Genomic DNA, 14,583 nt, shown 5'->3' on the forward strand with positions numbered 1-14,583 from the left:
GGCGTCGTACGCACTGCCGGGTCCCCGCCCGCTCGAGAAGGGGAACGGTCTGCTGGCGCCGGGGAAGTGGCGTCAGCCGACCGGGAGCGGGAGGAGGCCGAGCCGTACGTACGCGCCGCGCACATGGGAGGGGATTTCGGGAATCCCCTGGGTGAACAGTCCAGCGGGGAACAGGTCACGTCTCCCACTTCGCGTCACTTTAGTCCACCCTGTCGCCCGGTCAATCAACTGGCCTGCGCGTCGCGGACAGGCCTTTCGACGGGCGGCGGATCGGGTGTCCTCACCCGTTCGGCCGCAGCCGCTCCACCCCTGTGGGTTACCTCACAACAAGACTCAATGACGTTCTTTGTCCCTTCTCACAGCGGGCCCGAGCGATCAGTGACGACTACGGTCATAGTCATGTCGACTTCCGCATCCCCTACGGGCCACTCTCCCGCAGCGCCGATCGGTGACATAGCCGCCGGCGGCACCGTCACGGACCGCCTCATCGAGGCGAACCACCAGTACGCCGCCGGTTTCACCGATCCGGGCATGGACGCCCGCCCCGTCCTCCATGTCGCGGTCGTCGCGTGCATGGACGCCCGCCTCGACCTCCACGACGCGCTCGGCCTGGAGCTGGGCGACTGCCACACCATCCGCAACGCGGGAGGCGTGGTCACCGACGACGTCATCCGCTCCCTGACCATCAGCCAGCGCGCTCTGGGCACCAAGAGCGTGGTCCTCGTCCACCACACCGGCTGCGGCCTGGAGAGCCTCACCGAGGACTTCCGGCACGAGATCGAGCTGGAGGTCGGCCAGCGCCCCGCCTGGGCGGTCGAGTCCTTCCGCGACGTCGACCAGGACGTCCGGCAGTCGATGGAACGCGTGCGGACCTCACCGTTCCTGCTGCACAAGGACGATGTACGTGGATTCGTCTTCGATGTGACCACCGGTCTGCTGCGGGAGATCGACCCTGCGTAGCCGGACCCGACCGGGCGCCGTCTCCACCGGGACGGCGCCCAAAAGGCCGCAAGACCCGACATATCGCCGCCAGTTGTCCACAGGCGAGTGACACAACCCGGTACGCCCAACAAGAATGCGGTGTGGGGCATCGCGCTGAACCTTTTCGGCGTGGTGTCCGTGATTCGGGGTGGGCCGGGCGGCGACTGACGCGCCGGCCCGGAGAACGTGTCCGAGGAGGGCCGGGTGACGACCTATGACGATCGAGCGAGCCTCACAGATCTGACCACCACAGCGGAGCGTGTCCGCAGGTCGGTGGAGGGTGTGATCGAGGGCAAGCCGGAGGTCGTACGGCTTTCGCTGACCGTGCTCCTCGCCGAGGGGCACCTGCTGATCGAAGATGTGCCGGGCGTGGGCAAGACCATGCTCGCCAAGGCGCTCGCGCGGTCCATCGACTGCTCGGTGCGGCGCATCCAGTTCACGCCTGATCTGCTGCCGTCGGACATCACCGGTGTGTCCATCTTCGACCAGCAGCGCCGGGACTTCGAGTTCAAGCCCGGCGCGATCTTCGCGCAGATCGTGATCGGCGACGAGATCAACCGCGCGTCTCCGAAGACGCAGTCCGCGCTCCTGGAGTCCATGGAGGAGCGCCAGGTCACCATCGACGGGCAGACCTACGAACTGCCGAGCCCCTTCATGGTGGTGGCGACGCAGAACCCCGTCGAGATGGAGGGCACCTACCCGCTGCCCGAGGCGCAGCGCGACCGCTTCATGGCGCGCGTCTCGATCGGCTATCCGAACGCGGAGGCCGAGCTGCAGATGCTGGACGTGCACGGCGGCGTCTCGCCGCTGGACGACCTCCAGCCGGTGGCGCACGCGCACGACATCGTGAAGCTCATCGACGCGGTCCGAAAGGTCCATGTCGCCGAGGCCGTGCGGCGGTACGCGGTCGACCTGGTCGCCGCGACCCGCAACCACCCGGAGCTGAGACTCGGCGCCTCACCGCGCGCGACGCTGCATCTGCTGCGGGCCGCGAAGGCCTCCGCGGCGCTCAGCGGCCGTGAGTTCGCCCTGCCTGACGACGTGCAGGCCCTCGCCGTCGCGGTGCTCTCGCACCGGCTGCTGCCCACCGCGCAGGCCCAGTTGAACCGGCGTACGGCCGAATCGGTCGTCCTGGAGATCCTCCAGCGGACGCCCGTCCCGGCCGCCGCCCAGCCGAACAGCGGCTACTTCGGTCAGCAGCCGCCCGGCGCCCGGAGGCTGTGATGGCGGCAGGGGGGCCGCAGCCGGCGCAGGCCGAGGAGGGCAGGGGCGGGCTGCGGACCGCGCTCGCGGGTCTCACCACGCGCGGGCGTTCGTTCCTCGCGGCGGGCATCGCCGCCGCCATCTGCGCGTATGTCCTGGGGCAGGGCGATCTGCTCCGGGTCGGACTGCTGCTCGCGGTGCTCCCGCTGGTCTGCGCGACGGTGCTCTACCGCACCCGCTACCGCGTGGCGGGCAGCCGCAGGCTCTCCCCCGCGCGCGTGCCGGCCGGTTCGGAGGCGCGCGTGCATCTGCGGATGGACAACGTCTCACGGCTTCCCACGGGGCTCCTCATGCTCCAGGACCGGGTGCCGTACGTCCTGGGGCCGCGCCCCAGGTTCGTGCTCGACCGGGTGGAGGCCGGCGGGCGCCGCGAGGTGTCCTACCGGGTCCGCTCGGACCTGCGGGGGCGCTATCCGCTCGGGCCGCTCCAGCTCCGGCTCACGGACCCGTTCGGGATGTGCGAACTGACCCGCTCCTTCTCGACGTACGACACCTTGACGGTGATCCCACGGGTGGAGGCGCTGCCTCCGGTACGGCTCTCCGGTGAGGCCAAGGGGTACGGCGACGGGCGGAACCGTTCACTGGCGCTCGCGGGCGAGGACGACGTGATCCCGCGCGGCTACCGCCACGGCGACGACCTGCGCCGCGTCCACTGGCGCTCCACGGCACGCTACGGCGAGCTGATGGTGCGCCGCGAGGAGCAGCCGCAGCGGGCCCGCTGCACGGTGCTCCTGGACACCCGCGCGCTCGCCTTCCGCGGCGCGGGTCCCGACTCGGCCTTCGAGTGGGCGGTGTCGGGCACGGCGTCCGCGCTGGTGCACATGCTCGAACGGGGCTTCTCCGTAAGGCTGTTGACCGACACCGGCAATTCGGTGCCCGGCGAGGGCGCGGACGGCTTCGCGGGCGCGAGCCAGGAGTCGGCGGACGCGGCGGGCCTGATGATGGACACCCTCGCGGTGGTCGACCACTCGGACGGCTCGGGGCTCTCACGCGCGTACGACGTGCTGCGCGGCGGCAACGAGGGCCTGCTGATCGCGTTCCTGGGCGACCTGGACGAGGAGCAGGCGACGGTGGCCGCCAAGATGCGGCAGCGCAGCGGCGCCGCGGTCGCCTTCGTCCTGGACAGCACGGTCTGGGCGCAGGGCGCGGGCGCGCCCGCGGGCCCCGGCGAGGAGCGGCTGCGGATGCTGCGCGAGGCGGGCTGGACGGCCGTGGCGGTGCCACCGGGCGCCGGCCTGGGGGACCTGTGGCGCCAGGCGGACCAGCTGCGCACCACCGCGGGCCCGGCTCCCACGGCGGGGACGACGGGGGGCTGGGCATGATCCGGGCCGCCCTGACCATACGTACGACAACGGGGGGACGCTCATGAGTGGGCGCGCGCGGCTTGCGCTCAGCGCCACGGCGGCCACGCTGATGGCTTCGGGAGCGCTGATCCCGCTCGTCGATCCGGCCACCTGGTTCGTCCAGGCGGCGATCCTGCTCGCGCTGCAGAGCGGCGTGGGCGCGCTCACCCGGCGGGTGCCGCTGGCCCGGCCGGTGACGGTCGCGGTGCAGGCCCTGGTGACGCTGCTCCTGCTGACCCTGGTGTTCGCCCGTGAGCAGGCCATCGGCGGGGTGCTGCCGGGTCCCGACGTGTTCCGGGAGTTCGGCCTGCTCCTCCAGGCGGGCGGCGACGACGTCGGGCAGTACGCGATCCCGGCGCCGCTGAGCGACGGCATCCGGCTGATGCTGGTCGGCGGGGTCCTGGTGATCGGCCTCGCGGTGGACGCCCTCGCGGTGACGTTCCGTACGGCGGCGCCCGCGGGTCTGCCGCTGCTCGCCCTGTACTCGGTCGCGGCGGGTCTCTCCGGGGACGGCGCCGGATGGCTGTGGTTCCTCCTGGCGGCCGCCGGCTATCTGCTGCTGCTCCTGGCCGAGGGCCGGGACCGGCTCGCGCAGTGGGGGCGCGTCTTCGGAGGCGCCGCGCGCGGTCCGGGGCGGATCTCGGGAGGCCTGGAGACGGACGCCGGGGCGGTCGCCCCGATCCGCACCGGGCGGCGCATCGGCGCGGTCGCACTGGGCATCGCCCTGGTGGTGCCGATCGCCCTGCCCGCGCTCGACGGCGGCCTCCTCGACGGTTCCGGCGGTCCCGGAGGTTCGGGTTCCGGCGGTGGCGGCACGATCTCCGCGGTGAATCCGCTGGTCGCCCTCCAGGACAGCCTGAACGAGCCGGAGGACCGCGAGGTCATCTCGTACAAGACGAACGCCGAGTCGACCCAGGACATGTATCTGCGGATCGTCTCGCTGGACCAGTTCGACGGGACGACGTGGAAGACCACCGTCCGGCGCATCCAGGACGTGCCCTCGCGGCTCGACGACCCGCCGGGGCTCGCCCCGGACGTCCCGAGGACGGAGATCCAGACCAATATCTCGGCCGCCGACAGCTACGCGCAGAACTGGCTGCCGATGCCGTACCCGGCGAGCGAGGTCGACATCAGCGGACGCTGGCGGTACGAGCCGGTGGGGCGCGCCCTCGTCGGTGACCGCGGGCAGACGACGCGCGGCGCGCAGTACCAGGTCAAGAGCCTGGTCGTGGAGCCGACGGCCGCCCAGCTGGCCGACGCGCCCCAGGCGCCCGAGGCCTTCCGGCGCGAGTTCACCAAGGTGCCCGACTCGCTGCCCTCGGTGGTGTCGTCGGAGGCCCGCAGGATCACGCGGGGCACGTCGAACGACTACGAGAAGGCGGTCAAGCTCCAGGACTGGTTCGCCTCGGAGGGCGGCTTCACGTACAACACGCAGGTACGCGCGGGCAGTGGCCCGGCGGCGATCGCCCGCTTCCTGGAGCAGAAGGAGGGCTTCTGCGTCCACTTCTCGTTCGCCATGGCGTCGATGGCGCGCACGCTGGGCATCCCGGCGCGCGTGGCGGTGGGCTTCACGCCCGGCGCGGCGCAGGCGGACGGCTCGATGTCGGTCGGTCTGCGGGACGCGCACGCCTGGCCCGAGCTGTACTTCGAGGGCGTGGGCTGGACCCGCTTCGAGCCGACGCCGAACCGGGGCACGGTGCCGGACTACACCCGCTCGGACACCCCGTCCGACGAGGCGAGCGACCCGGCGGCGCCGGAGCCGACGAAGTCCTCCGAGCCGTCCAGCGAGCCCTCGGCCTCGGCGAGCTGCCCGGCCGACCAGCAGAAGCAGGGCGGCTGCGCGAGCACGGCCCCGGCGCTCGCGGGCGGCTCGGGCGGTGACGGACCGCCGATCGGCACGATCCTCGCCGTGACGCTCGCGGCTCTGCTGGTCGTCGCCGTGCCGCTGCTTCCCATGCTGTGGCGCAAGCGGATCAGGGCGGTGCGCCTGGGGGCCCCGGGCCGTACGGAGCAGGACGCGGCGGCGCGGACGCTCGCCGCCTGGCTCGAAGTGACCGACACGGCCTGGGACCACGGGATCACGCCGGACGAGTCGCAGACCCCGCGCAAGGCGGCCGCCCGGATCGTCCGGGTGGGGCAGCTGACCGCGGCCCCGGCGGAATCGGTCCATCGCGTCGCGGCCGCGGTCGAGCAGGTGCTGTACGCGCCACGGCCGCAGCCGACGGCCGGGCTGGCCGACGACGTGCTTCGGGTACGGGACGGGCTGCGGGCCACGGTGGGGCGCGCGACGCGGCTGCGGGCGACGCTCGCACCGCGTTCGGCCGCACGGGTGGCGTGGGCCCTCTCGGAGCGCTGGGCGGCGGTCAGGGCCCGCTGGTCCGAGCGGGTGGCGCGGCGGTGGGCGGCGCTGCGGAGGCCGTCGCGGCCGTCACAGCAGGAGGGCTGAGTCCGAGAGAACGCGTAAGGGGTGCCCGCCATGGCGGGCACCCCTTACGCGTGTTCTCGACCAGCCGGAGAGAGACCAGCCGGAGGAAGGTCGGCTGAGGAAGTTCGGCTGATCCTTAGTCGGCTGAGGAAGATCAGCCGACTAAGGATCAGCCGACGGAAGATTCAGAAAGTCACTGGCCGTGTTCGTCGCGACGGCGCTGCCATCGCTGCTCGATCCGGTCCATCACCGACCGGCGCTGCCTGGTCTGCCGACGGGCGGGAGCGCCGCCTGGTGCCGTCGCCGCGCCTGCGGCCGGCTGTTCACCCGGCTTGGGCGCCTTGCGCCATCCGGTGACCGCGAGCACCGCACATCCCAGCATGACGAGGAATCCCACCACGCTCACCCAGATCTGCTGGGCGACCATTCCGGCCATGAGAAGGGCGATACCCACAAGGAAGCCCGCGACCGCTTGGTAGACCCGTCGCCGGGTGTACGTACGCAGCCCGCTTCCCTCGAGCGCTGTCGCGAACTTGGGATCTTCGGCGTACAGCGCTCGCTCCATCTGCTCGAGCATGCGCTGCTCGTGCTCCGAGAGCGGCACGGAGTCCTCCTCATCGTGCAGTCGCCGGGGCGACCGGGGGTCCCCTTCAGGATAGGCAGGGAATCGCCCCCGTGAAACCCGCCCCTCTGCGCCAACTTCGCCAAACCGGACCGCCCTGCCGTGCCGGTCCGCTGAAGCGTGCATTCCCCAGCAGCCGGTCCGGCATGCCGGACGGTCTGCCTCGATCATACGGCGCCCATGCCCCGTTCGGAGGGTGTGTGCTCTACTCCATGTGCCGCTGCGCCGCTGATCAGCGGCGCGGCCAGGGCGGATGTCAGGCCCCGGCGGCCTCCCCCGTCTCACCGAGCACATGGAGCTGGGTGGCCACGGAGTGGAAGGCGGACAGCTCGGCGGCGGCGGCCTCCAGCTTGAGCAGGGCCTCCAGGGCGCCGGGCTCGGTGTCGACCAGGACGCCGGGGACGAGGTCGGCGAAGACCCGCACTCCGTGCACCGCGCCGACCCGTACGCCCACGCCCTCAAGCAGCTCGGTGAGCTGCTCGGCGGTGAAGCGGCGGGGCACCGGGTCGCCCTCGCCCCAGCGGCCCGCCGGGTCGCCGAGCGCCTGCCGGGCCTCGGTGAAGTGCCCGGCGAGCGCCCGGGAGATGACGGCTCCGCCAAGGCCCGCTGCGAGCAGGCTCAGGACGCCGGAGGGGCGCAGGGCGCCGACGACGTTGGCGACGCCCTCGGCGGGGTCGTCCACGTACTCCAGGACGCCGTGGCACAGCACGGCGTCGTACCCGCCGCGCTCCACCACGTCGAAGAGGCCGTGTACGTCGCCCTGGACGCCGCGCACGCGGTCGGCGACGCCTGCTTCGGCGGCCCGGCGCTCGAGCGCGAAGAGCGCGTTCGGGCTGGGGTCGACGACGGTGACGGTGTGGCCGAGGCGGGCGACGGGCACGGCGAAGTTGCCGCTGCCTCCCCCGGTGTCGAGCACGTCGAGCGACTCACGGCCCGTGGCCTTGACCCGGCGGTCGAGAGCGTCCTTGAGGACCTCCCAGACCACGGCGGTACGGAGAGAAGCGCGGGGGCGCATCGGGTCCGACACGGCAGTTGACTCCTCGGCGCGTCCGCCGCGTGGTCCGCGGCGGAGCTAGGGGGGTTCCCTCCTCTCGGCCTATGAAGCGGCGGAGGAGGGTGCGGGCGTTCCCACCCTATTGCCTTCGGCCGACTGCCCCGTCACCCGGCGTCCGGCGGCTCCTGCCTGGGCTGGGGCAGCACGGGCTGCAGCACCAGCATCCGCTCGACCAGGCGCAGGAACATCGCGGTGTCACGCATCAGGTCGTCGGCGTCGCGAGTGGTGGCCGCGCCCTGTATGCCCGCCTCGGCGCGGGCCCTGCGGGCGGCACCGGACGCGAACAGGGCGCTCCACTCGGTCAGTTCGGGTGCTATCTCCGGGAGCACTTCCCAGGCGCTCCGGATCCGCTGCCTGCGGCGCGGTGACGCCTCGGGGCGGCCTCGGGCGGCGAGCACGGCGGCGGCGGTGCGCAGGGCGGCGAGGTGCGCCGTGGCGTACCGCTCGTTCGGCGTCTCCAGGTGGGCCGCCTCGTCGAGTCCGGCGCGGGCCTGGGCGAGCAGTTCGAGTGCGGCGGGCGGGGCCGTGGCCCGGCGCAGGACGGGGTGGACGTCGCTCGCCGGACCGGTCAGTGAGGGGGCAGGGCCGACGGGGCGGTGCCGACGTGCGGCTGCTGCGGAAGTGCTGGCCATGACGAACCTCCTGTCGTCGCGTGACGGCTCTGTGGCCGTATGTGCACATCGTGAAGTACGCCACTGACAATCGGCTCTGACCTGCGACTTTGCCTCGATCGTGGGTTCGGGCTAACTTTTGCACTGACCAGTCAGTTCAAAAGAGGGCGACGAGGGGGGGACCGTGCACGGTCCGACGGATGGGGGGCGCGGAGCCGCCGTCACGGCCAAGGGCTTCGGCCTGAAGGGGCCGCGGGGCTGGGCGTTCCGCGGGATCGACGTCGAGGCGGAGCCCGGGGCGCTGATCGCGGTCGAGGGCCCGTCGGGGACCGGCCGCACCTGCCTGCTGCTCGCGCTCACCGGACGGATGCGCCCCACCGAGGGCGAGGCGGCGGTGGGCGGATTCCGGCTGCCCAAGCAGCTCGCCGCGGTCCGCCGGATCAGCGGTCTCGGCCCGGTGCCCGGCGTGACGGACCTCGACCCGGCGCTGACCGTCGCCGAGCATCTGCACGAACGGGCGCTCCTGGAGCGGCGGTTCGGCGGCTCGCTGCGAGGTCTCCTGAAGCCGCGGGCCGAGCGGGCCAACGAGACGCGGCTGCGGATCGACACCGCGCTGACCGCGGCGGGACTCGACATGGAGTCGCTGCCCAAGGGGCGTCGCACCTCCGTACGCGACCTGGAGCGCGTCGAGGCGCTGCGGCTCTCCGTGGCGCTCGCCCTGATCGGCCGGCCGAAGCTGCTCGGCGTCGACGACATCGACCTGAAGCTCTCGGACGCCGAACGGGTCGCCGCCTGGGACCTGTTGAGGACGCTCACCAGACGCGGCACGACGGTGGTCGCGGTGTGCAGCGAAGCCCCCGAAGACGCGGTCGTCGTGACCACCGCGCGGCCCACCGAGACCGAGGCCGAGACCAAGACCGACACGGTCACGGACACGGACACGGACACCGACTCCGAGACCCGGACCGACGACAAGGAGACGGCCGATGCGCGCGCCTAAGTTGGCCTCCCTCGAACTCCGGCGCTTCGGCAGGGGGAAGCTGCCCCGCGCCGCGCTCGTCGCGCTCCTGCTGCTGCCGCTGCTGTACGGCGCGCTGTACCTGTGCTCCTTCTGGGACCCGTACAGCCGACTGGACCGCATCCCCGTGGCGCTGGTCAACGACGACAAGGGCGCCACCGCCGGGGGCAAGAAGCTCGCGGCGGGCGACGGCATCGTCGAGGGGCTGCGGGACAGCGAGACGTTCGACTGGCACGAGGTCAGCGCGGCCGAGGCGCGCGAGGGCGTCGAGGACGGGACGTACTACCTGTCGCTGACGATGCCGTCCGACTTCAGCAGGCGCATCGCGTCGAGCTCGGGCGACTCTCCGGAGACGGGTGCTCTCCAGGTCCGCACGAACGACGCCAACAACTACATCGTCGGCCAGATCTCGCGGACGGTCTTCACCGAGGTGCGCACGGCGGCCTCCACGAAGGCCTCGCGTTCCTTCCTCGACAAGATCTTCATCTCGTTCTCCGACATCCACGGGGCGACCGAGAAGGCGGCCAAGGGCGCCGACAAGCTCGACGGCGGCATCGGCGAGGCGAAGAAGGGCTCCAAGGAGCTCGCGAAGGGCCTCAAGGACGCCAAGGACGGCAGCGGCGACCTGGCGGGCGGCATCAAGAAGCTGCACACGGGCGCCGGCGACCTGAAGGACGGCTCCAAGAAGGTCGCGGACGGCACGCAGAAGCTGGCCGACAAGGTCAACGGCACCGCGGACAAGGTCCGGCCCTTCCTGAAGGACAACGGCAAGACCATCGGGGACACCGCGCAGCTCGTCGCCGACTCCTCCAAGGCCATGCGCCACAACCTGGACACCTGGGTGAAGCTCGCCCCCGTGGCGGCCAAGGGCGCCGCCGACGGCTCCAAGGTCATCGGCGAGCTCTACACGGACCGCTGCGAGAACGCGCCCCTTCCGGACCCCTCCTGCCCCAAGCTCAAGGAGGCCAAGAAGTCCGCGGAGAACGTGTCGGCCATCGCGGACGACATGAACACCCTGATCAAGGACCAGAACAGCGACGTCAAGGCGCTCGACAAGCACCTCGCCACGCTCCAGAAGAAGTCGCAGGCGCTCGCCGACCGCGCCCCGCACCTCGACGAGGATCTGGAGACGGCGGTCACCCAGATCAACGACCTCAACGAGGGCGCGGGGAAGGTCGCCAAGGGCGCCAAGAAGCTGCACACGGGCCTCGGCACCGCCAAGACCGGCTCCGTGGACCTCGACGAGGGCGTCGGCAAGCTCAAGACGGGCGCGAGCGACCTCAAGGGCGGCATGTTCAAGCTGGCCGACGGCTCCGGGAAGCTGGCGAGCGGACTGCACGACGGCGTCGAGCAGATCCCCGACTACGGCAAGAAGGACCGCGACCAGCGCACCGACGTCATGTCCGACCCGGTGCAGCTCGCCTCGCAGTCGCTGCACAAGGCGCCCAACTACGGCACCGGTTTCGCCCCGTACTTCATCCCGCTCTCCCTGTGGGTCGGCGCGATGGTGGCGTACATGCTGATCCAGCCGCTGAACCGGCGGGCGCTCGCCGCGGGTGCCTCCGCCTGGCGGATCGCGTTCGCGGGCTGGCTGCCGGTCGCCGCCCTGGGCGTACTGCAGACGGCCGCCCTGATGTCGGTGCTGCATTGGGGCCTCGGCCTTCAGATGGCGCGGGCGGCCGGGACGGTCGGCTTCCTCTCTCTGGTGACGTGCTGCTTCGCGGCGATCGTGCAGTGGCTCAACGCGCGCTTCGGAGCGGCGGGCCGGATCCTCGTCCTCGCGGTCCTGATGCTCCAGCTGACCTCGGCGGGCGGCACGTACCCCGTCCAGACGAGCCCGTCGTTCTTCGGCGCGATCCACCCCTTCCTGCCGATGAGTTACGTCGTCGACGCTCTGAGGAGGCTCATCACGGGCGGCGGTCTCGGCCCCGTCTGGCAGGCGTGCGCGGTGCTCACGGCCTTCACCCTGGGCGCCCTCGCGCTCACCGCGCTCTCCGCGCGCCGCAAGCAGGTGTGGACGCTGGACCGACTGCACCCGGAGCTGAGCCTGTGAGCACCGCAAGACCTGTGAGAATCGGGCCCATGGACAGCAGCGCAACCAGCACCCGGCGCGAGGCCACCCGGCAGAAGCTCTACGAGGCGGCCGTCACGCTCATCGCCGAGCAGGGCTTCTCCGCCACGACGGTCGACGAGATCGCCGAGCGGGCCGGGGTCGCGAAGGGCACGGTCTACTACAACTTCGCGAGCAAGTCGGTCCTCTTCGAAGAGCTGCTGCGGCACGGCGTCGGCCTGCTCACCGCTTCTTTGAAAGAAGCGGCCGAGAGCGCCGACGCGCGCGGCGGCAGCAGGGTCGACGCGCTGGACGCGATGATCCGGGCGGGCCTGGTCTTCATCGACCGCTATCCGGCCTTCACCCAGCTGTACGTCGCCGAGCTGTGGCGCACCAACCGGGCCTGGCAGTCCACGCTGATGGTGGTCAGGCAGCAGGCGGTCGCGGTGGTCGAGGACGTGCTGCGCGCGGGCGTCGAGAACGGCGAGCTGAGCGAGGAGATCGACATCCCGCTGACGGCGGCGGCCCTCGTCGGGATGGTCCTCGTCGCGGCGCTCGACTGGCAGGCCTTCCAGCCGGAGCGGTCCATCGACGACGTGCACTCGGCGCTCTCGCGGCTGCTCCAGGGACGGGTGAGCGGAAGCCGCTGAGCGGCACACGACACAGCGCTGGCCCGGTGCCGCCTGATCCTCCAGGCGGCACCGGGCCAGCGCCTTCTCGTTCCCCCGAAGCCCCCCGTTCGGTCCCCCGGGGCGGTCAGCCCCCGAGTCCCCCGAGTCACCCCCGTGTCTCGCTCCCACCTTCGGTGGGGTGGGAGGAGCGGCCAAGGGCGCCGCACCGTTCCGCCGCCCCGTGTCGGCGGTACCGGCGCTGCGCCCTTCTCCGTGCCCCTCACTCTTCCGTCCGCGCAGGTCGGGCCCCATCCGCGCGCGTACTCATCTCCCTCCCTAGGTACGGATACTCAGGCCTGGGCACTCATCCCCAGGACGGAGAGTTCCGCTCTGGTTACGATCACGTCCGTGTCCGTACTCCCCCTGGTCTTCACCAGCGGCTGGGCGAGCGGGATCAACGCGTACGCGGTGGTCCTGCTGCTCGGTGTCTTCGGCGCGACCGGCGTCACCGACGAGGTGCCCGAGTCGCTGCAGCGCACCGACGTGCTGATCGTCGCCGGTGTGCTGTTCGCCTGCGAGGCCGTCGCCGACAAGATTCCGTACGTCGACTCGGTGTGGGACTCCGTGCACACGGTGATCCGGCCGGTGTCGGGGGCCGTGGTCGGGGCGCTGCTCGCGGGCCAGAGCGGTTCGCTGCCGGATCTGGCGGCCGGGGCGGTGGGCGGCTCGACCGCGCTGGCCAGCCACTGCGTCAAGGCCGGGACGCGGATGGCGATCAACACCTCGCCCGAGCCGTTCAGCAACATCGTGGTGAGCACGGCGGAGGATCTCGGGGTCGGCGGGATCATCAGCTTCGCGATGTTCTATCCGGAGGCGGCGGCGATCATCGCGGCCGTGCTGCTGCTCATCGGCATCCTGCTGCTGGTCTTCCTGGTCTCACGGATCCGGCGGTTCCTGCGGCGCAGGGCCCAGCGGCGCGAGGAGAAACGGCTCGCGGCGCAGGTGGGACGGCCGCCCCGCTGAGGGCTCCCGGCGGGACTGTCGGTGCGGGCCGCTAAGGTTTTTCGCATGGCACGGATTGTGGTGATCGGCGCCGGGATGGGCGCGATGGCGGCGGCCGCCCGGCTGGCCGTCGCGGGCCACCGGGTGGTGGTGCACGAGCGGTCGGGGACGTACGGCGGCGCGCTCGGCCGCGTCGAGCGGGACGGCTTCGCGTTCGACACCGGCCCGGGACTGCTCCATCTCCCGGCCGTCTACCGCGACTTGTTCGTGAAGACGGGCAAGGAGCCGCTGGAGAAGTGCGTCGAGCTGTCCCAGGTGGAGCCCGCGGTCCGGCACGTCTTCGCGGACGGCACGACGGCGGACCTGCCGAACGCGTCCCGCGCGGGCGTCGGCGAAGCACTCGACGGCGCCCTCGGCAGCGGCGCGGGGGCTCTCTGGTCGGCGTTCATGAACCGCGCCCGTGAGGCGTGGGACCGCACCCGCCGCCCCCTCCTGGAAGAGCCGCTCTGGCCGAACTGGCAGGTCCTCGCCGAGCGCGAGCCCTACCCTTCGGTGCCGCACAAGCGCCTCCTGCGCCGCGAGCGCCGCGCGGCCACCCTCACCGAGGTCGCCGAGCTGGAGCTGGGCGGGGACGCACGCCTGCGCGCGCTCCTGGAGCAGTACGCCCTGGCGTACGGCCTCGATCCCCGCACGGCCCCGGCAAGCGCGGCCGTGCTGCCCTACCTGGAGCACACCTTCGGCGCCTGGTCGGTGGCCGGCGGCATGCGCGCCCTGGCCAGGGCCGTGTACGAGCGGTGCCTGGCCCGCAGGGTCGAGTTCGCGTTCGGCTCCCCGGTGGCCCGGATCGTCGAGAAGGACGGCCGCGCGGCGGGCGTCGAGCTCGCGGACGGGACGCACCACGAGGCGGACTTCGTGGTCGCCGGTGTCGCGCCCGGCGTCCTGGACGGGCTGCTCTCCGGCTTCCCCGGCCTGACGGACGCCTCCGGTGTGAACATACGGGCGGAGGGTGAGGTGCCCGCCCGCTCCGGACTGCCGAGCCGGCTCACCGTCCACCTGGCGCTGAGCGGCGCGCGGCCGGAGGGGACGCCGCACCGGACGGTGCTGCACACCGCCGACCGGCAGGACGAGCTGGACCGGCTCTTCGGGGACCGCCCCGCAGTGCCCGCGTCCCCGACCGTCACGGTGCTGCGCCCGGACGACCCCGAGCTCACGCCCGACGCCGGGCACGAAGCGGTCACCCTGACGCTCACGGTGCCCGCACACTCAGAAGTCACCGAGATCACCGAAGCGGACGTGGAGCGGGTCCTGACGCGGGCCGAGGCCGCCGTGCCCGGGCTCCGGGAGCGGCTGCTGTGGCACGAGGTGCGCACCCCGGCCGACATCGCGGAGGCCACCGGAGCCGAGGGCGGCGCGGTCCCTCCCCCGTCCCTGGCGGCGGGCGACGGGCGGCTGCTGCACCCGGCCAACGGCACGCGCGTACCGGGTCTGTTCGCGGTCGGCGGCTGGTCGCATCCGGGCGGCGGTCTGCCGCACGCGGGCATGTCGGGCACGCTGGTCGCCGGACTGATCGTGGAGGGCCCGGAGTTCCGCGGCTCGCAGTGAG

General features: G+C 72.3%; 12 protein-coding genes. 9 read left to right on the top strand and 3 right to left on the bottom strand.

Annotated elements, in window-relative coordinates; all coding sequences use genetic code 11:
* Positions 1 to 336 precede the first annotated feature (336 nt).
* The 4 genes from ACIBKX_RS01915 (at position 337) to ACIBKX_RS01930 (ending at position 6,033) form a co-directional block, all read left to right on the top strand.
* Positions 337 to 960 (top strand): carbonic anhydrase, encoded by a 624-nt coding sequence (locus ACIBKX_RS01915; protein ID WP_363272499.1) that lies wholly within the window; start codon positions 337 to 339, stop codon positions 958 to 960.
* Between the two features lie 225 nt (positions 961 to 1,185).
* Positions 1,186 to 2,205, top strand: coding sequence for a MoxR family ATPase (locus ACIBKX_RS01920; RefSeq protein WP_363272501.1), 1,020 nt, complete (start codon positions 1,186 to 1,188; stop codon positions 2,203 to 2,205).
* Positions 2,205 to 3,566 (top strand): DUF58 domain-containing protein, encoded by a 1,362-nt coding sequence (locus tag ACIBKX_RS01925; RefSeq protein ID WP_363272502.1) that lies wholly within the window; start codon positions 2,205 to 2,207, stop codon positions 3,564 to 3,566. The genes ACIBKX_RS01920 and ACIBKX_RS01925 overlap by 1 nt, the downstream gene beginning before the upstream one ends.
* A 43-nt stretch (positions 3,567 to 3,609) precedes the next feature.
* A complete protein-coding gene (locus ACIBKX_RS01930; protein WP_363272503.1) occupies positions 3,610 to 6,033 on the top strand; it encodes a DUF3488 and transglutaminase-like domain-containing protein in 2,424 nt (807 codons plus the stop codon).
* Positions 6,034 to 6,205: 172 nt separating this feature from the next.
* Here the strand turns inward: ACIBKX_RS01930 and ACIBKX_RS01935 are convergent, their stop codons facing one another.
* The 3 genes from ACIBKX_RS01935 to ACIBKX_RS01945 form a co-directional block, all read right to left on the bottom strand.
* Complete coding sequence (locus ACIBKX_RS01935) at positions 6,206 to 6,616, bottom strand: DUF3040 domain-containing protein (protein WP_363272504.1); 411 nt, start codon at positions 6,614 to 6,616, stop codon at positions 6,206 to 6,208.
* A 274-nt stretch (positions 6,617 to 6,890) separates the two neighbouring features.
* Complete coding sequence (locus ACIBKX_RS01940; protein ID WP_363272505.1) at positions 6,891 to 7,661, bottom strand: methyltransferase; 771 nt, start codon at positions 7,659 to 7,661, stop codon at positions 6,891 to 6,893.
* Positions 7,662 to 7,792: 131 nt separating this feature from the next.
* Positions 7,793 to 8,320 carry an SAV_6107 family HEPN domain-containing protein gene (locus tag ACIBKX_RS01945; RefSeq protein WP_363272506.1) on the bottom strand — a complete coding sequence of 176 codons (528 nt, stop codon included), beginning with the start codon at positions 8,318 to 8,320 and terminating at the stop codon, positions 7,793 to 7,795.
* 163 nt (positions 8,321 to 8,483) lie between these two features.
* Between ACIBKX_RS01945 and ACIBKX_RS01950 the strand changes: the two genes are divergently transcribed.
* The 5 genes from ACIBKX_RS01950 (at position 8,484) to ACIBKX_RS01970 (ending at position 14,582) form a co-directional block, all read left to right on the top strand.
* A complete protein-coding gene (locus ACIBKX_RS01950; RefSeq protein ID WP_363272507.1) occupies positions 8,484 to 9,299 on the top strand; it encodes an ATP-binding cassette domain-containing protein in 816 nt (271 codons plus the stop codon).
* On the top strand, positions 9,286 to 11,370 hold the full coding sequence (locus tag ACIBKX_RS01955) for a YhgE/Pip domain-containing protein (protein ID WP_363272508.1): 2,085 nt from the start codon (positions 9,286 to 9,288) through the stop codon (positions 11,368 to 11,370). The genes ACIBKX_RS01950 and ACIBKX_RS01955 overlap by 14 nt, the downstream gene beginning before the upstream one ends.
* 29 nt (positions 11,371 to 11,399) lie before the next feature.
* Positions 11,400 to 12,017, top strand: a complete 618-nt coding sequence (locus tag ACIBKX_RS01960; RefSeq protein ID WP_363272509.1) for a TetR/AcrR family transcriptional regulator — start codon at positions 11,400 to 11,402, stop codon at positions 12,015 to 12,017.
* A gap of 369 nt (positions 12,018 to 12,386) precedes the next feature.
* The gene (locus ACIBKX_RS01965; protein WP_363272510.1) at positions 12,387 to 13,001 is read left to right on the top strand and encodes a DUF4126 domain-containing protein; all 615 of its coding nucleotides are present in this window, start codon (positions 12,387 to 12,389) and stop codon (positions 12,999 to 13,001) included.
* A gap of 45 nt (positions 13,002 to 13,046) precedes the next feature.
* Entirely contained in the window at positions 13,047 to 14,582 is a 1,536-nt protein-coding gene (locus ACIBKX_RS01970) for an NAD(P)/FAD-dependent oxidoreductase (protein ID WP_363272511.1), read from the top strand.
* Position 14,583: the final 1 nt, after the last annotated feature.

The organism is Streptomyces sp. NPDC050658, from assembly GCF_044457025.1.
Taxonomy (GTDB): Bacteria; Actinomycetota; Actinomycetes; order Streptomycetales; family Streptomycetaceae; genus Streptomyces.

Coding starts and splice junctions, on each gene's coding strand:
- ACIBKX_RS01970 (WP_363272511.1), top strand. CDS start 13,047: ATGGCACGGATTGTGGTGATCGGCGCCGGGATGGGCGCGATGGCGGCG.
- ACIBKX_RS01955 (WP_363272508.1), top strand. CDS start 9,286: ATGCGCGCGCCTAAGTTGGCCTCCCTCGAACTCCGGCGCTTCGGCAGG.
- ACIBKX_RS01915 (WP_363272499.1), top strand. CDS start 337: ATGACGTTCTTTGTCCCTTCTCACAGCGGGCCCGAGCGATCAGTGACG.
- ACIBKX_RS01960 (WP_363272509.1), top strand. CDS start 11,400: ATGGACAGCAGCGCAACCAGCACCCGGCGCGAGGCCACCCGGCAGAAG.
- ACIBKX_RS01925 (WP_363272502.1), top strand. CDS start 2,205: ATGGCGGCAGGGGGGCCGCAGCCGGCGCAGGCCGAGGAGGGCAGGGGC.
- ACIBKX_RS01930 (WP_363272503.1), top strand. CDS start 3,610: ATGAGTGGGCGCGCGCGGCTTGCGCTCAGCGCCACGGCGGCCACGCTG.
- ACIBKX_RS01945 (WP_363272506.1), bottom strand. CDS start 8,320: ATGGCCAGCACTTCCGCAGCAGCCGCACGTCGGCACCGCCCCGTCGGC.